Source organism: Mycobacterium sp. NPDC050441, assembly GCF_040655355.1.
Lineage (GTDB): Bacteria > Actinomycetota > Actinomycetes > Mycobacteriales > Mycobacteriaceae > Mycobacterium.
In genome coordinates, this window is the sequence record NZ_JBFAJS010000001.1 from 785565 (window position 1) to 806802 (window position 21238).

16 protein-coding genes are annotated in these 21238 nt (G+C 66.2%); 12 read left to right on the top strand and 4 right to left on the bottom strand.

Annotated elements, in window-relative coordinates:
- The first annotated feature begins 435 nt into the window (after positions 1–435).
- The 6 genes from lysE to AB0I14_RS03980 all read left to right on the top strand — a co-directional run bounded on the left by lysE (position 436) and on the right by AB0I14_RS03980 (position 7498).
- Positions 436–1035 carry an L-lysine exporter gene (gene lysE, locus AB0I14_RS03955; RefSeq protein ID WP_358016086.1) on the top strand — a complete coding sequence of 200 codons (600 nt, stop codon included), beginning with the start codon at positions 436–438 and terminating at the stop codon, positions 1033–1035.
- A gap of 92 nt (positions 1036–1127) precedes the next feature.
- On the top strand, positions 1128–2045 hold the full coding sequence (locus AB0I14_RS03960) for an alpha/beta hydrolase (protein ID WP_358016772.1): 918 nt from the start codon (positions 1128–1130) through the stop codon (positions 2043–2045).
- 162 nt (positions 2046–2207) lie between these two features.
- Positions 2208–2561, top strand: coding sequence for a hypothetical protein (locus tag AB0I14_RS03965; protein WP_358016089.1), 354 nt, complete (start codon positions 2208–2210; stop codon positions 2559–2561).
- A gap of 329 nt (positions 2562–2890) precedes the next feature.
- Positions 2891–4921: a toprim domain-containing protein gene (locus tag AB0I14_RS03970; RefSeq protein ID WP_358016775.1), complete on the top strand. Its 2031-nt coding sequence runs from the start codon at positions 2891–2893 to the stop codon at positions 4919–4921.
- A 16-nt stretch (positions 4922–4937) separates the two neighbouring features.
- Positions 4938–7082: a DNA gyrase subunit A gene (locus AB0I14_RS03975; protein ID WP_358016092.1), complete on the top strand. Its 2145-nt coding sequence runs from the start codon at positions 4938–4940 to the stop codon at positions 7080–7082.
- A gap of 89 nt (positions 7083–7171) precedes the next feature.
- Positions 7172–7498, top strand: coding sequence for an MmcQ/YjbR family DNA-binding protein (locus tag AB0I14_RS03980; protein WP_358016095.1), 327 nt, complete (start codon positions 7172–7174; stop codon positions 7496–7498).
- Between the two features lie 47 nt (positions 7499–7545).
- Here the strand turns inward: AB0I14_RS03980 and AB0I14_RS03985 are convergent, their stop codons facing one another.
- Positions 7546–9015, bottom strand: a complete 1470-nt coding sequence (locus tag AB0I14_RS03985; protein ID WP_358016097.1) for an amidase family protein — start codon at positions 9013–9015, stop codon at positions 7546–7548.
- A 140-nt stretch (positions 9016–9155) separates the two neighbouring features.
- On the opposite strand from AB0I14_RS03985, the gene AB0I14_RS03990 reads away from it, so the two are divergent.
- Both AB0I14_RS03990 and AB0I14_RS03995 read left to right on the top strand, forming a co-directional pair.
- Positions 9156–10046 (top strand): crotonase/enoyl-CoA hydratase family protein, encoded by an 891-nt coding sequence (locus tag AB0I14_RS03990; RefSeq protein WP_358016100.1) that lies wholly within the window; start codon positions 9156–9158, stop codon positions 10044–10046.
- A 158-nt stretch (positions 10047–10204) separates the two neighbouring features.
- A complete protein-coding gene (locus AB0I14_RS03995; RefSeq protein ID WP_358016103.1) occupies positions 10205–10654 on the top strand; it encodes a hypothetical protein in 450 nt (149 codons plus the stop codon).
- Between the two features lie 78 nt (positions 10655–10732).
- Here AB0I14_RS03995 and AB0I14_RS04000 read toward each other — a convergent pair whose 3' ends face one another.
- Positions 10733–13378 (bottom strand): adenylate/guanylate cyclase domain-containing protein, encoded by a 2646-nt coding sequence (locus AB0I14_RS04000; RefSeq protein WP_358016106.1) that lies wholly within the window; start codon positions 13376–13378, stop codon positions 10733–10735.
- Positions 13379–13609: 231 nt separating this feature from the next.
- On the opposite strand from AB0I14_RS04000, the gene AB0I14_RS04005 reads away from it, so the two are divergent.
- The 3 genes from AB0I14_RS04005 to AB0I14_RS04015 all read left to right on the top strand — a co-directional run bounded on the left by AB0I14_RS04005 (position 13610) and on the right by AB0I14_RS04015 (position 18909).
- The gene (locus tag AB0I14_RS04005; RefSeq protein WP_358016109.1) at positions 13610–15526 is read left to right on the top strand and encodes an NAD(P)/FAD-dependent oxidoreductase; all 1917 of its coding nucleotides are present in this window, start codon (positions 13610–13612) and stop codon (positions 15524–15526) included.
- A 2-nt stretch (positions 15527–15528) separates the two neighbouring features.
- On the top strand, positions 15529–16554 hold the full coding sequence (locus AB0I14_RS04010) for an alcohol dehydrogenase catalytic domain-containing protein (protein WP_358016778.1): 1026 nt from the start codon (positions 15529–15531) through the stop codon (positions 16552–16554).
- A 315-nt stretch (positions 16555–16869) separates the two neighbouring features.
- Positions 16870–18909, top strand: coding sequence for a universal stress protein (locus AB0I14_RS04015; RefSeq protein ID WP_358016112.1), 2040 nt, complete (start codon positions 16870–16872; stop codon positions 18907–18909).
- Here AB0I14_RS04015 and AB0I14_RS04020 read toward each other — a convergent pair.
- Positions 18870–19331 carry a MarR family transcriptional regulator gene (locus AB0I14_RS04020; protein WP_358016115.1) on the bottom strand — a complete coding sequence of 154 codons (462 nt, stop codon included), beginning with the start codon at positions 19329–19331 and terminating at the stop codon, positions 18870–18872. The genes AB0I14_RS04015 and AB0I14_RS04020 overlap by 40 nt on opposite strands.
- A 112-nt stretch (positions 19332–19443) precedes the next feature.
- Between AB0I14_RS04020 and AB0I14_RS04025 the strand changes: the two genes are divergently transcribed.
- Positions 19444–19866 (top strand): organic hydroperoxide resistance protein, encoded by a 423-nt coding sequence (locus AB0I14_RS04025; protein ID WP_358016118.1) that lies wholly within the window; start codon positions 19444–19446, stop codon positions 19864–19866.
- A gap of 20 nt (positions 19867–19886) precedes the next feature.
- Here the strand turns inward: AB0I14_RS04025 and AB0I14_RS04030 are convergent, their stop codons facing one another.
- Positions 19887–21230, bottom strand: coding sequence for an amino acid permease (locus AB0I14_RS04030; RefSeq protein WP_358016121.1), 1344 nt, complete (start codon positions 21228–21230; stop codon positions 19887–19889).
- Positions 21231–21238: the final 8 nt, after the last annotated feature.

Consider the following 21238-nt stretch of genomic DNA (forward strand, 5'->3'; position numbering starts at 1 on the left):
CCTCGGCAGTTCGTAGAACCGCTCTACCATGGCGAGGCGGGACTTGAACCCCGAAGTCCCCACCTGCATCGGAACAACATCCAGGCTCTGAAGCCGACGCGGTCAGGCCCGATCTCTGTACTCGGCGACGCTGAAGGGCCGCCACCATCCGTCACGTCACTCGGCAAGCGGCCACCGAGCGGTCAGCGGCCCGGGTCCAGGTTGGTCGGGTAGATAGCTTGGCGGTTAGCCATGCATTCCGGGCGAACCGTTCTCATCTTCATGTCGAAACCGACATCCGCGCGACATCAACTTGAGAATTCCGACACGGAGATTGAGAACCTACAGCTTTGGTGCCGTGGAACCGGAAAAACGCCCGGTCCGAATAAGTGCAACTAATGCACATGAAGAAACATTAGCTGTACTTGATCACCGCACGTCCATAGCCTCGGACGCATGGCTTCACCCGTGCTCATCGGATTCCTCACCACCATGGCGCTGATCGCCGCGATCGGCGCGCAGAACGCCTTCGTCTTACGTCAAGGCATCCGTGGGGAGCACATCGTCGCCGTCATCGCGTTGTGCACGGTCTCCGATCTGATCCTGATCGCCGCCGGCATCGCCGGGGTCGGCGCCCTGATCACCGCGCACCCCGACGCCATGACGGTGGCCACGTTCGGCGGCGCGGCGTTCCTGATCGGCTATGGCTTGCTCGCCGCGCATCGCGCGTTCCGGCCGTCGACCCTCAATCCGTCCGAACGCACCCCGGCCCGCCTGGCCGAGGTGCTGGTCACCTGCCTGGCGTTGACCTGGCTGAACCCGCACGTGTACCTGGACACCGTGGTACTGCTCGGCTCGCTGGCCAACGAACACCACGAGCAACGGTGGCTGTTCGGCGCCGGCGCGGTGGCCGCGAGTGCGGTGTGGTTCACCGGCCTGGGGCTGGGCGCCCGCCGACTGGCCGGACTGTTCGCCACCCCGATCACCTGGCGCATCCTCGACGGGCTGATCGCGGTGATGATGATCGCGCTCGGCACGAGCCTCGCGGTGTCCTGAGCGCCGGCCGCCGCCACCTCGGCGCTGTCAGAATTTGTCAGGCAAGTGTCGATCGGATCCAGGGCATGAGACAGAATTGCGAAGTGAGTCCCATGTTCCGGCGTGAACCGTCCCCGGCCCCGCACCCCTTTGCGAATGCCCCGGCATGGTTCACCTCCGCCCTGGAACAGACACCCGAACACTCGACAATCGACGTCGACGGCTGCGCCATCCATGTACGGACCTGGGGCGATCCGGACAATCCGCCGTTGGTGTTCGTCCATGGCGGCGGTGCCCACTCCGGCTGGTGGGATCACATCGCTCCGTTCTTCGCCCGCACCCATCGCGTCGTCGCACCCGACCTGAGCGGGCACGGCGACAGCGGCACCCGCGCCGAATACGCCCTGTCGATCTGGGCCCGGGAGGTCCTCGCCGCATCGGAGGCCTCCGGGTCCTCGGCGCGGCCCACGATCGTCGGCCACAGCATGGGCGGCTGGGTGGGTGCCTCGGCCGCCACCCGCTACGGCGCGCAGATCGACAGCATCCTGGTCATCGATTCGCCGCTACGCGATCGCGCCCCGGAGGAGGTCCGGTTGCGTAACCGCCGTCGCGACACCGCCGGATACCCGACCGAGGACGAGATCCTGGCCCGATTCCGTGCGGTACCGAAGCAGGACGTGACGCTGCCCTACATCGGTCACCACATCGCCGTGCAGTCCGTGCGCAAAACCGACGACGGATGGGTGTGGAAGTTCGATCCGGACATCTTCGGCGGCCATCTCATGGACGAGACGGCCACCGACGAAGAGCTGCTGGAGAACACGTTTGCCCGAATCCCTTGCCGGGTCGGGTATTTGCGGTGCGAGGACGGGGTGGTCCCGCCCCGGATGGCCGCCCAGATCCGGTCGATGCTGCAGCTTCGCGGTCCGTTCGTCGAGCTCGCCGAGGCCGGCCACCACCCGATGCTTGATCAGCCCCTACCGCTGGTGGCGACCATCCGGACCCTGCTGGAGTTCTGGTCGATCACCTGAGTGTGTGCGCTGCAGGTCCTCCCAACTGACGTCGTACCGCGACATCGCCGGTTCCTCGACAAACTCAAGTAGTCGGCTACGCGCGCTCCGGCGCGGCTGGCGGAAATACCGTGGGAAAGAAGCTCGTCGGCAACACTGACCAGGCAGGAGCCCACGCAAATGATGACTGAACACAACGGCCTGATGCTGTTCCCCGCGGATGAGGATTTCTCCGATCACCCGGTATTCAACGACCTGAAATCCGTCTCACTCGGCGCGGTGCGCTTCCCCTACGGGTTCTTCGTCAAGGAGGACGACGGCGAGAAATACGTAATTCCCGCCACACCAGAAGAGCGGGCTTCGATCCTGCTCGAAGCATTTCCCGACATGACGGACGAAGACGCCTCGTCTCCGGGATGCGGCCCCTACAGCAGTGGACGGTGCCTCGGCGGGTGCTCCGGCTTCCCCTTCCGCTGTCTGAAGATCTTTTCTTCTGCGAGCGGCTTCTACAGCTGCGTCTGCAGAAACGTGGGGTAGCCCGGCACACTGCGTTGAATTCGCTTGGGGCGTCAAGACTGTCACCCGACGTCTGCGACGGGCGGGGTCGGCAATCCAGAGGCCACACCCATGTCAGACCGGCCACAGCTCATCAAGGACGACGGTTGATCGGGTCAACATCGGCTCCTGATGAGATGACGTCAGGGGTGTGCGTTATCGGGCCGGCGCAATCCCGAAGCGATAACTCTCTCGCATCGGACATGTCTCGGCGTCCATTCCTTCGACCGCGCCGGTGGGTCCCTGTCTGCCGCTCAAGGCAGAATGCTTAGGCCGCCCGCCGATCGGGGCGGTTGATGGAAGGGACAGCAGTGAGTTACAACGCCGCAGACATCACCGAGCTCGACGATGTCCAGCACACCCGCCTGCGGCCGGCGGTGAACCTGGGCCTCGACGTGCTCAACACGGCGCTGCGCGAGCTGGTGGACAACGCGATCGAAGAGGTCGCCGATCCCAGCCACGGCGGGTCCACGGTCACCATCACCCTGCATGCCGACGGCTCGGTCAGTGTCGCCGACGACGGTCGCGGCCTGCCCGTCGACTCCGACCCCACCGGCAAGAACGGCATCGTCAAGACCCTGGGCACCGCGCGGGCCGGCGGCAAGTTCTCCGCCCACGCCGACGCCACCAGCACCGGTGCCGGCCTGAACGGCATCGGCGCCGCCGCCGCGGTCTTCATCTCCGCGCGCACCGATGTGACCGTGCGCCGGGCCGGAAAGACCTATCTGCAGAGTTTCGGCGGCGGCTACCCCGGCACCTTCGACGGCAAGGACTTCGATCCGGACGCGGAGTTCACCCGCTCGGACACGCAGAAACTGCGCGGCACCGGCAACCGCAAGCCCGACGCACACGGCACCACGGTGCGCATCCTGTTCGACCCGGCCGTGGTGCCGGACTCGACCGTCGACATCGGTGAGGTACTGCTGCGGGCGCACGCCGCGGCGCGGATGTCGCCCGGGGTGCACCTGGTCGTCGCCGACGAGGGCTGGCCCGGCGAGGAAGTCCCGCCTGCCCTCATCGAACCGTTCAGCGGCCCGTGGGGCACCGACACCCTGCTGGATCTCATGTGCACCACCGCAGACAATCCCGTGCCCGGCGTGCGTGCCGCCGTGGAGGGCCGCGGTGAGTACACCACCGGCCGCGGCACGACCCCGTTCCGCTGGTCGCTGACCGCGGGCCCGGCCGAACCGGCCACCGTGGCCGCGTTCTGCAACACCGTGCGCACCCCCAACGGTGGTTCGCACCTCACCGCCGCGATGAAGGGACTTTCCGAGGCCCTGGCCGACCGCGCGTCCCGCATCCGCGACCTCGGTCTGGCCAAAGGTGAGGACGGCCCGGAACCACAGGACTTCGCCGCCGTCACCGCCCTGGCCGTGGACACCCGCGCACCGGACGTGGCCTGGGATTCGCAGGCCAAGACGGCGGTGTCCTCGCGGTCACTGAACGTGGCGATGGCCCCGGACGTGGCGCGCAGCGTCACCATCTGGGCGGCCAACCCCGCCAACAACGACGCGGTGTCGCTGTGGACGAAGCTGGCGCTGGAATCCGCCCGGGCGCGGCGCAGCGCCGAAGGCGCGAAGGCCCGGTCCCGCGCGGCATCGAAAGCCAAAGGGCTGGGGACGAACCTGTCGCTGCCGCCGAAGTTGCTGCCCAGCCGAGAGACCGGCCGCGGCTCGGGCGCCGAATTGTTCCTGTGCGAGGGCGATTCCGCACTGGGCACGATCAAAGCGGCGCGCGACGCCACGTTCCAGGCGGCCTTCCCGCTGAAAGGCAAGCCGCCCAACGTCTATGGGTTCGCCCTGAGCAAGGCGCGGGGCAAAGACGAGTTCGACTCGATCGAACGCATTCTGGGCTGCGGCGTGCGCGATCACTGCGATCCGGAACTGTGCCGCTACGACCGGATCCTGTTCGCCTCCGACGCCGATCCCGACGGTGGCAACATCAACTCCAGCCTGATCTCGATGTTCCTGGACTTCTACCGGCCACTCGTCGAGGCCGGGATGGTCTACGTGACGCTGCCGCCGCTGTTCGTCGTCAAGGACGGCCAGGAGCGGATCTACTGCCAGGATGAATCCGAGCGTGACACCGCCGTGGCGCAGTTGAAGGCCACCTCCAAACGCAAAGTGGAGGTGCAGCGCAACAAGGGTCTCGGTGAGATGGATGCCGACGATTTCTGGAACACCGTGCTGGATCCGCAGCGGCGCACCGTGATTCGGGTGAATCTCGACGACGGTGAAGCCAAGCTGCACCACACTCTGTTCGGCGGACCACCGGAGGGCCGGCGCACGTGGATGGCCGATGTCGCCGCCCGCGTCGACACCTCAGCGCTCGACCTGACCTAGGACGTAGGAAAACACTGTGACTGCCACCCTGGACCTCCCTGAGCAGAATCCCGACCTGGTGCTCGACCAGAGCGCCGACGACTATTGGAACCACTACCAGCTGACGTTTGCGCTCTACAGCGTCAGCGACCGCGCCATCCCCTCTGCGTTCGACGGCCTCAAGCCGGGCCAGCGACGCCTGCTCTACCAAATGCACGACTCGAAACTGCTGCCCGGCAACAAGCCGCAGAAGTCCTCGAAGATCTGCTCGGCGGTCACCGGCAACCTGCATCCGCACGGCGGCGCGTCGATGTACGGGGCCGCGGCGCTGATGGCCGCGGAGTTCCAGCGCGTGAAAGTCATTGACGGACAGGGCGCGTTCCCGCGTATCCAGGGTGACATTCCCGCCGCAGACCGTTACACCGAGATGCGGCTGTCGGCTCCCGGTGCCGCGCTGACCGCGGAACTCGACGATCACGCCGTACCGATGGTGCAGACGTTCGACGGCGAGTGGACCGAGCCGACGATGCTGCCGGCCCAGTGGCCGGTGCTGCTCTGCAACGGCGCCATGGGCATCGCCGAAGGGTGGGCCACCAAGGTGCCCGCACACAATCCGCGTGAGGTGATGGCCGCCTGCCGGGCCCTGCTGGCCAGGCCGAACACGACCGACGACACGTTGATGAAGCTCATCCCGGGTCCCGACTGGGGCTGCGGGGCCACGGTTGTCGGCGCGAGCGGCCTGCGGGAGTACATCACCACCGGCCGCGGCCAATTCACGGTGCGCGGCACGGTGTCGGTCGACGGCAAGAACTGCATCATCACCGAGCTACCACCCGGCGTCGCCAGTAACACTGTGCAGGACCGGATCCGGGCAATGGTCGAGTCCGGTGAGCTGTCCGGCGTGGCCGACATGTCGGACCTGACCGACCGCCGCAACGGGCTGCGCATCGTGGTCACCGCCAAACGCGGGCACAGCGCCGAGACCATCCGCGAGCAACTGCTGGCGCTGACACCGCTGGAGTCGACGTTCGCCGCCAGCCTGGTCGCCCTCGACGAGGACCGGGTGCCGCGCTGGTGGTCGGTGCGGGAACTGATCTCCGCATTCCTGCACCTGCGTGACTCGGTGGTGCTGCACCGCAGCGAGTACCGGCTGGAGAGGGTCGCCGCGCGCCGCCATTTGGTGGCGGGTCTGATGAAAATCCACCTGGACATCGACGCCGCCGTGGCCGTGATCCGGGGTTCCGACACCGTCGACGACGCCCGGCAGGGCCTGCAGGAGCGGTTCCAGATCGACGAAGAGCAGGCCAATTACGTTCTGGCGCTGCAGCTTCGACGGTTGACCAAGCTCGATGTGATCGAGCTGCAGGCCGAAGCCGACAAGCTGGACGCCGAGTTCGCCGAGCTGACCGAACTGGTCTCTGACCCCGATGCGCGCCGAAAGGTGATCGACAAGGAGCTGGTGGAGACCGCGAAACTGTTCAAGGGTCCCGAGTTCGACCGTCGCACCGTGCTGGACCTCGAGGCCACCCCGACGACTTCGGGTGCCGACGAGGACGGCCCCCGTGAGCGAAAGGTCAACGCCTCCTGGCGCCTTGACGACCGTGGTGTGTTCTCCGACAGCCACGGTGACCTGCTCACCGCGGGTCTGGGTTGGGCGGTGTGGACCGATGGCCGGGTCAAGTTCACCAACGGGAACGGCCTGCCGTTCAAGATCCGAGATATACCGGTGGCGCCGGACATCACCGGGCTACTGCGTTCCGGGGTGCTGACGCCCGGCTACCACCTGGCACTGGTGACCCGACGCGGAAAGATCCTGCGCATTGATCCCGCCGCGGTGAATCCGCAAGGCGCGGCAGGCAACGGCGTGGCCGGCGTGAAGCTGACCGCCGATGACCCGGGTGACGAGGTCATCGCGGCGCTCCCGATCAGCTGCGAGAACGGGGAGGCCATCCTGTCGACCTCCGAAAAAGGTTGGAAGGTCACCGAAGTCGCCGACATCCCGGTCAAGGGCCGCGGTGGCGCGGGCGTCGGGTTCCACCCGTTCGTCAACGGCGAGGATGCAGTGCTGTCGGTGTCGATCTCGGCAACCGGGTTCGTCCGCAGCGGCAAACGAGTGCCTGCCGAGAAACGCGCGAAGGCTTCGGTCAAGAGTGCGGGAGCGGGTATCACGCCGGCGACGTAGGAGTTGGTGCCGGCATTGGCCGGCCACAACCATGCCTCCCGGTAGGCTGCCGGAGCGGATACGCAGGCGCGATCGGAGGTCCGTAACCCGTGCTCGACGCTGACGATGTGCGCGGCATCGCTCTCTCCTTCCCCGAGACCACCGAGAAGGAGCGCTGGGGCCATCCCACCTTCGACGTGGCGGGCAAGATGTTCGTCACCGTACCCGACGACGAGACCTCATTTGCGGTGCGCTGCCCCCGGTTTGACCGTGAGGAACTGATCGCCGCCGAACCGCACAAATTCTGGGTCCCACAACACGAGGCCGCCTCGGCCTGGGTGCGGGTGCGGTTGGCTGAACTAGAGGGTCGGCAAGAGCTCCGCGATATTCTGCTCGACTCCTGGCGGCAAGCAGCGCCGAGCCGGCTGACCGAGTAGCTACCTGCTGCCGTACGGGTATGGCGAGGGCCGGATGACGCAACCAGTCAGATCGGCGCGAAGCGACCGGCCCAGGGCAACGCTTGCTCGAGCTGGGCCGCCAGCTTGACCAGCAGCGATTCACCGGCAAGCGGTGCGACGAACTGGACGCCGAGCGGCAGACCTTCTGCCGTCCAATGCAAGGGCAGCGAGATCGCCGGGCGCCCAGTGATATTCGCCAGTTGCGTGTACGGCACCCAGCCGAGGTTCTTGTCCACCATGTCGTCGACGATCTTGGTGTAGCGCAACAGGCTTGCGGTACGGGTCTTGATCAGCGCGTCGGCAGCGTGCTGCAGCACGACCGGGAGATCGAACTCGCCGATCCGCGGCGGCAGGGTGGCCAGGGTGGGTGTCAACAGCAGGTCGTAGGACTCGAAGTACGTGCTCAGCCGCCGAGTGTGTTCGTGGCGCCGCTGCACCGCATCCAGGTAGTCGAGACTGCTCGTGGCGCGGCCGATCGCCGCCATGATCAGCGTGTCACGTTCGAAAGAGTCGTCACCCGCGCCGGTCAGCCGCTTGGCCTCGGCCAGCTCCCATGCGCTGTAGACGAACCAGGTCAGCAGGAAGTCGCGGGCAAGCGCGGCGTCGTCGAACGGCGCCTGGGGCAGTTCCTCGACATGGTGGCCCATCTCGGTCAGCGCGGCCGCCGTTGCCTCCACGGCTGCGAACGCCTCGCGGTGCGGCGCCGGGTTGATCGCCGTCGGCACCCGCAGCCCGATCCGCAGCTTCCCGGGATCCGCCCCCACGCAGGACGCGAACGCCTCAGCGGGCAGGCCCGGCACGTACGGCCCCCAGGGCTCGCCGCCGCTGAGGACATCGAGCATCGCCGCGGTATCACGCACCGTCCGCGAGACGACGCCCTGAACGGCCGCGCCGTGCATGGATTCTCCGGTCACCGGACCCGACGGCGTCAGCCCGCGGCCCGGTTTGAGCCCGACAAGCCCACAGCTCGCCGCCGGAATGCGAATCGATCCGCCGCCGTCGTTGGCGCCGGCGCAGGGCACGATGCCCGCTGCAACGGCAGCCGCAGATCCTCCCGAACTGCCACCTGGCGACCTGTCCAGAGCCCAGGGGTTGCGGGCCGGCCCCCACGCCTCCGGCTCGGTGATTCCCTTCGCGCCGAATTCGGGGGTGTTGGTTTTCCCGAAGATGACCAGGCCCGCGTCGATCCAGCGTTGAACGACCGTGGCGTGCTCGGCCGCGTTCAGCGACATGAGGGCACGTGAACCGGCCGACGTGGGCAAACCCGCGTAGTCCTGCGCAAGGTCCTTGATCAGGAACGGGACCCCAGCGAACGGACCAGTCAGATCGTCCGTCGGCGAAGCCGGTACGTCGCGCACGATGGCGTTGATCTTCGGGTTTACCGCCGCCGCCCGCTCCCGGGCGGCGGCGAGCAGCTCAGACGCTGAAACCTGTTTGTCAGCAACCAGTTTCGCCAAGGATGTGGCGTCGTGCGCACGGTACTCGTCAAAGTCCACCCCACGAAGGTAGTCCGTGGTGGCGTTGCGCGGTGGTCTACCGCCGACAACGAACATTTGACCCGGCATGTGGGGGCCCGTTGCCGCCAGAAACCCGCTTTGGGCAAGCTGAGTACCAACCGACCCGAGAAGGAGCATCCGTGGACTTCACGACGATCCGGCACGAGCTCGACGACGGGATCCTCACCGTCGTCCTCGATCGCCCGGACAACCTCAATGCCTTCACCGTCGAGATGGCCGACGAGTTGGAGCAGACCTTCGTGGCGGTCAACGACGACGACGCGGTGCGTGCCGTGATCGTGACCGGCGAGGGGCGCGCGTTCTGCGCCGGCATGGACCTGTCGAGCGAAGGGAACGTGTTCGGCCTCGACGAGTCGAAGTCACCGAGCCTGGCCGACATGACCGACCTCGACAACCCCGAGCTGCGGCGGGTCAGGGATACCGGCGGCCGGGTAACCCTGGCGATCTACGCCTGCCGCAAGCCGGTGATCGCCGCGATCAACGGGGCCGCAGTAGGGATCGGCGCGACCATGACGCTGGCCATGGATGCCCGGCTCATGTCGTCCAAGGCCCGCTTCGGGCTGGTGTTTGGAAAGCTCGGCATCACTCCCGAGGCGTGTTCAACCTGGTTCCTCCCCCGGATCGTCAGCATGCCAACGGCTTTGGACCTGGTGTACCGCTCCGACATTCTCACTGCCGACGCTGCCCACGAGATCGGGCTGGCGCAGGCTGTCCACGAACCGGACGCATTGATCGCCGAGGCACGGGCGCTGGCCGACGCGTGGACGCGCGACCGCTCACCGGTCTCGGTTGCGCTCATGCGGCAGATGCTCTACCGGAATTCGACCGAGCCGCACCCGGTCGACGCACACCGGGTGGATTCCCTGGCGATGTTCTACACAAGCATCGGTGATGGCCACGCCGGTGTGCGAGCCTTCCTCGACAAGCAGCCACCGCAGTTCTCCGGCCAGGCATCCGAGATGCCGCCGTTCTACGAGGAGTGGATCACCGGCGGCGAAGTACGTCACTGATCAGATGCGGTTCGGTGCACGTTTGCGTCAACCGCAGTGGCAGCCGGCCCATACGATTGTTTGATGTCAGTGGGACGGCCTGGCCCGTGCGTTGGGTGATGCTTTCAGTTCTGTGCTGGCTTGTGCTGATTGTGGGTGGCTGTGCGCCGCAGCCGGATGTGACCGCGACCGATGACGACAACGGTGGCCATGTCCAACTCCGGAGCGGTCAGCTCTTCGACATTGTGCTCGCTGACGATTACGACCAGACCAGGTGCCAGTGGCGTCAGGAGCACAACTCCGGCCCCGAGGCCGTGGAGTACCTGGGCCAGCGTTACGAACCAGCCCGAAAGCCGCCGGCCGGAATCGGCAATGGCACCAATACGACGAGGTACCGGGCGCAGCAGACGGGAACTGCGCGGATCAGTCTGGTTGAGTCCGACAACAGCGACCGGGTGTGCCGCCGCTTCGTAGTAGATGTCACGGTGGGTCCGCCGAGCGTGTGGGACGGCTTCGCATCGGGAGCCGAGTACGTTTTTCCTTACGTGGCCGCTGTGGTCGTGTTGGCGACGGTGCTCGGATTGGTTGGGCGTCTGATGTACCTGCTGTTGCGGCGTCGGCGAGAGTGACTGCGGGCACCAGAGATCTTCAGATCAACCAAGAGTGCCGAAGGGACGCCTTCGATACCGAGCGCTCCAGTCCGTTGTCTATTTCGTGACGGCCTTCAGTTGTGCTCGTACCTGGTCGATTTGGTCGTATGCGTAGGTCACCATGGCGGTGACGCTGCTCGTCTCGCCCGTGCGGGCGATCGATTCGTAGACCTGGTCACCGAGGACCCCGCGCAGGTGAGTGATCGCGGTGCCCAGCTCGGGGTAGGCCGTGCTTGTGAGGGGACTGAACGCGAACCCGGCGATGATGGCCGCTGGTTCATCGCCCCCGAGCCGGGCGAAAAGGGCAGCGAGGACAGCCAGCGGGAAACGGATCATGGTGGTGTTGCCCGCGTCGTGAAAATTCCGGACCGCCAGTGCGACATAGTCGAGCGCGGCCAGCGGGTCGCCGTACTCGGCCTCGAGGCGAGACAGACTGCCGGCGATGCGTGTTTCGGTATTGCGGTTGCCGCTCTCCTGGGCGATCACCAGACCGCGACGCTGGGCGTCCAGCGCCGCGGCGGGATCAGTGTCGCCGAACGCGTAACCGTAGGCGTAGAGCGCGAACGAGAGCGCAGCCGGGTTGTCGGTGGCCTCGGCAACCTCGATCAGGCCGTTCGCGGCGGCCCTCGCCTCCTCGTCACACCCCGCAACCGTCAGCGCAATGGTCAGGAATGCCTTGGTGATCCCGTGGGTGTCGTGACCCAATGCGAGCCGGGCGCGGCACCACTCGACCTGCCGTTCGGGCTGGCCGGAGTGCAGGTATGCAGCGCCGAGCGCGCCCTCGAAGCCGAACGGCACCTCGTCGTGACGGCCACTGCCCATCACCAACTGGCCGGCGTCGCTGTAGCCGACAGCTGCCTCGATCCGTCCGGGCCACCAGCACAACGACGCCATCGCATACAGGAATGCGAGTGACGGATGGTCGGCGGGACGGGCGAGCTCGATGAGCTCCTCGGTCCACGCTATCGGCTCGTAACTGTGCATCCAAAAGCCAAGCCATGCCGTCCATGTCGCGATGGTGGCGGCGACGTCGAGGTCACTTTGGTCCACTGCCCACCGAAACGCAGACCGTAGATTGGACAGCTCAAGGGTGTACCAGTCGTAGGCGTCCCGTTGGCGGGGACCATCCCACAAATCGAGAATGTCGGCTTCGCGCCCGGCGAAATGGCGAGCATGCGCGGTCCGGGCCTCGGTTGCCGAACCGTGCGCGACGAGTTGCTCCCCGGCGAACTGGCGGATCGTCTCCAGCATCGAAAACCGGGTCCGGCCTGAGGAACGTTCGGTGATCAGCAGTGACTTGCGCACCAGGGCGTCGAGCGAATCGAGGACAGCGTACTCGTCGGGGAAATCCAATCCCGCTACTGCGCAGGCGCTTTGGAGGTCAAAGCCCCCGGCGAACACCGAACACCGCTCCAGCAACACCCTTTCAGGATCATCGAGGAGATCGAAGGACCACGCCACCGTGTGGCGCAGCGTCTGGTGGTGTTCCAAACCCCGCCGTGACCCGACCAGTAGCTTGAATCGGTCATCGAGACGATCCCGCACCTCTGTTGGTGTCATCGACGCTATCCGCGAGGCCGCCAACTCGATGGCCAACGGGATCCCGTCGAGACGGCGACAGATCTCCATCACCGCCTCGGCTTCATCGGCCCCGGCTAGCGAGAATCGTTGTGCCACACTACGGGCACGCTCTGTGAATAACGTCACGGCTGCCGAGTCGACGCCTCCGGTCACATCCAGCGAGGGCACCAGCCACAGCTGCTCATCGGCCACTCGCAGTCCTTCGCGGCTCGTAGCCACGATCCTCACCGTCGCCGACTTCGCCAGGATCGCCTCGATCAAGTCGGCGGCGGCGTCGCGCACGTGTTCGCAGTTGTCTATCACCAGCAGCCGGACTCGGCCCTCCAACGCTGCGGCGACACTCTCGGCCACACTCTTGTCCGGTTGCTGAGTGATGCCCAATACCGTCGCCACCGCATCGGGTACCGCAGCCGGATCAGCCACCGCGGCCAGTTCGAAAAACCAGACCCCATCGGGAAATTCGTCGGCGAGGCGTCCCGCGACCTCCAGAGCAATGCGCGTCTTGCCCACCCCGCCTACGCCGGTCAGTGTGACCAGCCGATGCGAACGCACCGCCACTCGGATATTGGAGACCTCGGTGTCACGGCCTATCAGGCTGGTGACCGCCCGGCGCAAGTTCCCCGGGGTCGGGTCCGGGGTCCGCAAGGGTGGAAAGTCCGTGGCCAGGCCGGGCGCTTGTAGCTGAAACACCGTGATCGGGGCCGGCAGGTCTCGCAACCGTCGCGGCCCCAGATCGACCAGGTCGAGGCCGCTCAGCAGGTTGGCCGTCGAGTCCGACAACAGGATCTGGCCGCCGTGCCCGGCGGCCATCACCCGTGCAGCCCGATTGAGCACCGTGCCGAAGTAGTTGTCGTCCCGCAGTTCAGCCGCCCCGGTCGCGATCCCCATTCGCACAGGCAGCCCGAGTTCTCGCTGGGCCGCGACCGCAGCGTCGACAGCAGATTCGGGAGACGCGAAAGCAGCGACCACGCCGTCCCCGGTGTGACTGAACAGAAACCCAGCGTGCTTCTCGATGACCGAGCGCAGGACCTCGTCGTGCACCAGCAGGGCTGCCCGCATCTGGTCGGCGTCAGCTTCCCACCGACGAGTCGAACCCTCGATGTCGGTGAACAGGAACGTCACGATCCCCGAAGGTCGGCCCCCGGCTGACACTCGCACAGGATGTCACATAATACGCTGCTCAACGCCGCAATCACGACGAACTTTCGAGGTTCTCGAAGCTTTCACGATTCCGGTTTCGACGGCGCTTCTGCCATTCCAGAACGGAGTTCGCCGCACCGGACTGGAACCTACAACGATGCGACCGCGTTCACCTCTTGCCACATAACGCTACGCGCAGTAGCGTAACGCCGCGTGACCCGGAGCTTCCATGTCGGCCAGCCATTCACCACGCCCGATGCCGACATCGCGGCGGCGTTAGAGCAGGTCAGCGTCCCGACGCTGCTGCTCTCGCTCGTGCACATCACCGGCGACCCGCGCTACATCCGCGAGTTCAAACAGGCCGGACTGTTCCTCAACGAGGTCCAGGGCTTCATGAGCGAAGAGGACAAAGCGCGGGTCCGTGAAGTAGCCCTGCCGATCGTCGCCGACTACCGCGATCGCGGTTGCCCGGTCCCCGACCCGCTGCCCGCCGAACTGGTCAGGGAGATGCTGGACTGGGCGGCCTGCGAGCCGGTCGACGAGGACAACCTGCCACTGATGCTGGAGGAGCTCGACCTCGAGGGTGTCGACCCGCGCAGGCCCACGACACTGCAGGACACTGCAGACTTCAGTGTCATCGTGATCGGCTGCGGAGAGTCCGGGGTGCTGGCCGGGGTGCGCCTCAAGCAGGCCGGTATCGATTTCACCATCGTGGAGAAGAACGCAGGCCCCGGTGGAACCTGGTGGGAGAACAGCTATCCCGGCGCCCGCGTCGACGTGGCCAATCACTTCTACTGCTACAGCTTCGAACCCAGCAATCACTGGGACCACTTCTTCGCCGAACAGCACGAACTGCGCCAGTACTTCCGCGACGTGGTGGACCGCCACGATCTCGAACAGAACATCCGGTGGAACACCGAGGTGGTCTCCGCCGCATGGGACGACGGGATGTGGAGCGTCACCGTGCGCTCGGCTGCCGGCACCGAGACACTGCAGGCCAACGCCGTCATCACCGCGGTCGGTCAACTCAACCGGCCCCAGATCCCTGACTTCCCCGGCGCGGAAACCTTTGCGGGACCGGCATTTCACTCCGCGGCGTGGGACCACGACGTCGACGTCACCGGCAAGCGGGTCGCCCTGATCGGCGCGGGCGCCAGCGGCTTCCAGATCGCCCCGGCCATCGCCGACAAGGTCGCCCACCTCACGGTCTTCCAGCGCACCGCGCAGTGGATGTTCCCCAACCCGATGTACCACGAGCCGGTCGCCGACGGGGTGCGCTGGGCGATGGAACACCTGCCGTACTACGGCCGCTGGTACCGGTTCCTGCTGCTGTGGCCCGGAGCCGACAAGGGCCTGGACGCCGCCCGGGTGGACCCCGACTACGACGACCAGGGTAACGCGGTCAGCGAGATCAACGCCATCGCCCGCATCATGTTCACCGACTGGATCACCACCCAGGTCGGCGACGATGCCGAACTGCTGGCCAAGGCGCTTCCTGACTATCCGGCCACCGGCAAGCGCACGCTGCAGGACAACGGCAGCTGGCTGGGCACGCTCAAACGCGACAACGTGGACCTGATCCGCACCCCGATCGAACGAATCACGCCGACCGGGATCGTCACGGCCGACGGCCAGACGTACGACGCCGATATCATCGTGTACGCCACCGGTTTTCGTGCCACCGACGTGCTGTTCCCGATGACCATCACCGGACGTGACGGCATCGACCTGCACGACGCGTGGGGACAGCGTCCCTACGCCTACCGCGGCATCACGGTGCCGGGCTTCCCCAACTTCTTCATGACCTACGGTCCGGGGACGCACCTGGCCCACGGCGGCAGCCTGATCCTCAACTCCGAGCTGCAGATGCGCTACATCAACCAGTGCCTGGAGCATCTGATCACCGAGGGCCTGCAGACCATGGAGCCGCTGCCCGAGCCGACGAAGGAATGGCACCGGCGCTCGCAGGAGGCCATCCGCCAAACCGTGTGGGCACAGCCCTCGGTCAAACACTCGTATTTCAAGAACGCCGACGGTGAGATCCACACCGTCAGCCCGTGGCGGCTGAGCGAATACCGTTCTGCCATCAACGAACCCATCTGGTCAGACTTCACAGTGCAGGAGGCATGAGTATGCGCGCAGTCGTCGTCGACAGCGCCGGCCAGGTCAGCGTCGAAACCCGGCCGGACCCGGTCCTGCCCGGTCCCGACGGGGCCATCGTCAAGGTCGAGGCCGCCTCGATCTGCGGCTCGGACCTGCACTTCCTGGAGGGCCACTACCCGATCGCCGATCCGGTCTCCGTCGGGCATGAGGCCGTCGGAACGATCGTCGAAATTGGCCCGGAGGTCACCGGATTCGCCGTCGGCGACCGAGTGCTGGTGTCCTCGGTGGCGGGGTGCGGGCATTGCAGTGGCTGCGCGACCCATGACCCGATCCGCTGTGTGCAGGGCCCCCAGATCTTCGGTACCGGATTCCTCGGCGGCGCCCAGGCCGAACTTCTCGCGGTACCCGCTGCGAACTTCCAGCTACTGAAGATGCCGGAGGGCATCAGCACCGAGCAAGCTCTGCTGCTGACCGACAACCTGGCCACCGGCTGGGCCGCGGCCAAACGCGCCGACATTCCGGTCGGCGGTTCCGTCGCGGTGATCGGCCTGGGCGCGGTCGGCATGTGCGCCCTGCGCAGCGCCATCACCCTTGGCGCGGCAAAGGTTTTCGCCGTCGACCCGGTTGAGGCCCGGCGCGAACGCGCGGAGGCCTCGGGAGCCATCACCTTCGCCCCGCCCTCGGCCCAGGCGATCCGGGAGGCCACCGGCGGTCTCGGCGTGGACTCCGTCATCGACGCGGTGGGCATGGACGCCTCGATCAACGACGCCATCGACGCCGCCCGCGCCGGCGGCACGGTGTCCATCGTCGGCGTGCACGATCTGCAGCCGTACCCGATGCCCGCGCTGGGCTGCCTGCTGCGCAGCCTGACCATCCGCTTCACCACCGCGCCGGTGCAGCAGACCTGGCCTGAGCTGATCCCGCTGCTGCAGGCTGGCCGCCTCGACGTCGACGGCATCTTCACCACCACGATGTCGCTCGATGACGCCGCCGAAGGGTACGCCAAGGCGTTCTCCCGCTCGGGCGAGGATCTGAAGGTTCAGCTCAAGCCGTAGCCGCCCAGTAGCACTGATTGACAACGTCTTTCGAGAGAATAAGAGACGTCACGAGTCAGCTCGCTGTCAATTCACTGTGAACTTCATGAAAGCCTCTACCTCCCAGCACAATCGGCCCCGCATACAACACATCGTTGTTCTATGCAAATTTTCGTGAGTCGCTTCACAATCCGGAATTAACTCGCCGACAACGGAATAACCGCTGCGGGGTGGACGGTTAAACGGACACGTGCGCCAATCGAACTCGATAGTTGACTGTCCGAACGCGGCGCCCCGGCGCCGGACACTGCCAACAGCCCACTTCGGGTGGCGCTGATGCGTCAGGGACCACTCGCCGGCCGATATCCCGCCGTGGCCACCATGGTCACGTTGGCGTTGATCCCCTACCTGGCGCTGTCGGCAGCCGTCGACCCGCTGGTCCCGATCATCTCCGAGCAGCTGGACATCTCGACCCAGACCATGAGCCTCGGCTTCGGCCTGGGCAATGCCGCCTATGCGGTGGGCACGGTCCTGGCAGTGCAGTTCGCTCAGCACCTGCCCCAGCGCAGGATGCTGCTGGCCTATGCGGTGGTACTCGTCGTGGGCTCCATGTTGGCGGCCTCCGCGCTCAACGGGGCGATGTTCATCGGCGGTCACATCCTGCAAGGGCTGGCCACCAGCATGCTGCTGATCGCCGCGGCTCCGCCGCTGACCATCGGCTTCCCCAGGGACAAGCTGCGCTACACCGCCGTGATCATGAACATGGCCGTGTTCGGAGCCGTCGCTCTCGGCCCGTTCATCGGCGGTGCGCAGGCCGAGGCCCTCGCGTGGCGCCCATTGTTCTGGATCGTCGCGGCGATCGCCGTCGGGGCCCTGATCATGGCGGCCCTGACGTTCGAAGACGCGCCGCCGGCCGATCTCGACGCACCGCGTGACCTGAAGGCCATCGGCCTGGCATCGGTCGGCTGTGCCGCCGCTTTCATCGGTGCAGCGCAACTCACCAGCCACGATTTCACCGACCCCGCGGTGAGCGTGCCGATGCTCGGTGGGCTGGCGCTGATCGTGGTGCTCATCGTCTACCAGTTCAGGGCCCGCCGCCCGTTGCTGACCGTCCGCACGATGCTGACCAGTTCGATCCCCGTCGCCGGGGTCGGCGTCGCCCTGTTCGCGGCGGCCGCGTCGGTGGCGGCGACGGCTCTGACGGCAGAAGTTTTCATGCAGACCTACAGCCCGGTGCGGGTCGGTCTGTTGTTCCTGCCCGAACTCGGCGGTGCCATCGTGATGGCCTTCGTGTTCGGGACCGTCATCTCCAAGCGCTCGATCCACTACCTTCCGCTCATCGGCATGGGGCTGCTCGCGGCGGGAATCGTGGTGTTCCGGCTCGCGATTCCGGCGAACCAACCGCTGGCTCTGCTCGCCTCGGCGCTGACCGGGCTGGCGTTGGGCGCCACAGTGGCGCCCGCATTGTTCGTCGCCGGGTTCTCACTGCAGTCCAATAGCCTCCAACGGGTTTTCGCCATCATCGAGTTGTTGCGGGCCGTGGCCGCCTTCATGGTCGCGCCAATCTTCGCCCATTTCGCCGCGACTGCCGCCGGTGGCCTGACCGCAGGTACGGGCGACGCCTTGTGGATCGGATTCGGACTGTCGGTCGGCGGTGCGATCTTCGGGGTGGCGGTCTATGCACTCAGCGGGGCCCGGCCTCAGCGGCCCGACCTCGACCTGTTCCTCGACGGCGAATCCCCGGCCTGGTATTCGCCACCGCTGCTGGCGCGCCTACGTCCGGGCCTGACCGCGCCGGTTGCGCCACCTGACCGGGCCCGTCCGGCCCTGCCATCCGAGCGCGGCACGCCCGGCGCCTCCGCCGGGCCGGTGCTGCTCGCCTACGACGGAACACCACGTGCCGCGTCCGCCATCGAACAGGCCGCGGCCGAACTGTCCGTCGACCGCGCTGCTCTGGTGGTGTGCGTGTGGCAGCCCGTAGATGTCGGTTTCACGCCTGTGGAGACAACGCATTTCGACGCCGACCGGGCCACCGAGGTACGCCGGGCCGCTGAGCAGACAGCTGCCCACGGAGCGTCACTGGCGACCCGGGCCGGTTTCTCGGCGCGTAGCGTGGCCGTGGAGGCAGCGCCCATCTGGAAGGGCATCGTCGAGGCCGCTCACGAACACAACGCGAGCCTGATCGTGGTCGGCCCGCACCGGCGCAACGGTCTGCTGGGACATCTGGAAGGCAGTGTGGCCGGCGCAGTCGTCGCACACGCCACCACGCCGGTCCTGGTCATCCCCGAAGACTGTCGCCGTTCACCCTGCGCCGAGGACGCAGCCCACCCGAACTTTCACGCCGTGGCCGCAGGATCAACCGGGGATCGCGCGTAGTTTCGCAGATTGTCCCGCAGCGTGGACACACCGCGCTGCATGGTCTTGAGTTCGTCCAGTGACAGACCGGTCGCCGCCAGCAGGTCCATCTCCAGGGCCTGCTCGCGGAGTTCGCGGCCGGCGTCGGTGAGGCTGATGACCACCTGACGCTCGTCGCTGGGATCACGCTGCCGCGTCACGTATCCCAGCGCTTCGAGCTTCTTGAGGATCGGCGTCAACGTGTTGGACTCCAGGAACAGCTTGTCCCCCAGGCTGCCGACCGTCTGGTGATCCTGCTCCGAGAGCGCGACGAGCGCGATGTACTGCGTGTACGTGATGCCCTCTCTGTCCAGGATCGGCTTGTAGGCCTTGCCGTACGCGAGGTTGGCCGAGTAGATGGCAAAGCACAGGAAATCGGACAGTTGCGGAGACTCGGGTGCCATGGTCAAAATTATATCGGATCCGATTTAATCGGATGGGATGAAATGTACGACCCTCCACGTTCATCTCTAACGCATCCAATTGGATCCGACCATCCACTCGAAGGAGAACGCCGTGACCACCAGCCAGACCGACAACGTGCTCTACACCGCCCAGACCCACACCACCGGCGGGCGTCAGGGTGAGGCCTACAGCTCCGACGGCAACCTGGACATCCAGCTGACCCCGCCCGGCGGCACCGGTTCCGGCACCAATCCCGAGCAGTTGTTCGCGGCCGGGTGGTCGGCGTGCTTCCTGAGCGCCATGGGCCTGACCGCGGGCAAGCACAACGTGAAGCTGCCCGCCGAGACCGCCGTGGACGCCGAAGTTGACCTGATCAACACCGACGGAGCATTTTCCCTGCGGGCGCGGCTGAACGTCACCATCCCGGGCGTCGATCGGGAGACCGCGCAGGCCATCGCCGATGACGCCCACCAGGTCTGCCCGTACTCGAAGGCGACCCGCGGCAACATCGACGTCACCATCAGCGTGGCCTGACACTCAGCGGCGGGCCGGGGTCACTCCTTCATATCCAGCACCGGTGTCGGCTGCCGGAAACCACGGGTGACCCCGGCAAGCCACACGAACCCCACTGCTAGCCAACACATCCCGACGATCAGCGTGAACCCGGACAAACTCGTCCACAGCCACGCCGTCAGCAGGAAGCCGATCACGGGCAGGACCAGGCTGCTGATCATCTGGGCGCCGTCACGTTCGCGCCGGTCGACGAAATAGTGCTTGATGACCGACAGGTTGACCACCGAGAACGCCACCAGCGCACCGAAACTGATCAGCGATGCCAGCGTGGCCAGGGTGATCACAGTGGCCAGCAACGACACGACCGACACCGCCAGGATCGCGTACACCGGGGTGGCGAACCGCGGCGAGACATGACCGAACACCGGGCGCGGCAGAATGCCGTCGCGGCCCATCGCATACAGGATCCGGGACACCGAAGCCTGCGACGTGATCGCGGATCCGAGCGCACCGGCAACATAGGCCGCAGTGAAGAAGGTCTGCAGGAACTGCCCGCCCGCGGTCATCATCAGGTCCAGGGATCCGGACTCGACGTCGGCGAACTGGTTGGAGGGGAACACCAGCTGACCGAGGTAGGACAGCACCACGAAGATCACGCCTGCCACCGCGGTGGCGATCATGATCGCCCGTGGCACAGACCGCTTCGGGTCCTTGGCTTCCTCTGACAGCGTCGATACCGCATCGAAGCCCAGGAATGACAGGCACAGGATCGCCGCGCCGGCCAGCACCGGGCTGAATCCGGTTGCGCTACCGTCCCCGTGGATCGGTGCCATCAGGTCGACCGTGCCCAGGCTGAACACCTTGGAGCTGGCCAGCACCAAGAACGTCACGATGAAGATCGCCTGTACCGCGATGATGACGAAATTCGCCCTCGCCACCGACACGATGCCGACCACGTTGAGCACCGTCACCGCGGCGATCGAGACCAGGACGAACACCCAGCCCGGAATCGCCGGCACCGCGGCATGCAGGTAGATCCCGATCACCAGATAGTTGATCATCGGCAGAAAAAGGTAATCCAGCAGGAGCGACCAGCCGGCGAGAAATCCGACCGGGGCGCCGAAAGACTTCTGCGCGTATGTGTATGCCGACCCTGCCACCGGGTAGGCGACGGCCATCCTGGCGTAGGACCGCGCGGTGAACACCATGGCGGCCAACGTCACCAGATATGCGACCGACAGCCTGCCGCCGGTGGTCTGGGTGACGATGCCGTAGGTAGTGAACACGGTGAGCGGCACCATGTAGACCAGGCCGAACAGCACCAAGGACGGCAGCCCCAGGGCGCGGCGCAGCCGCGTCTCGGTAACTTCAGCCAAATCGGACAAACCAGTTC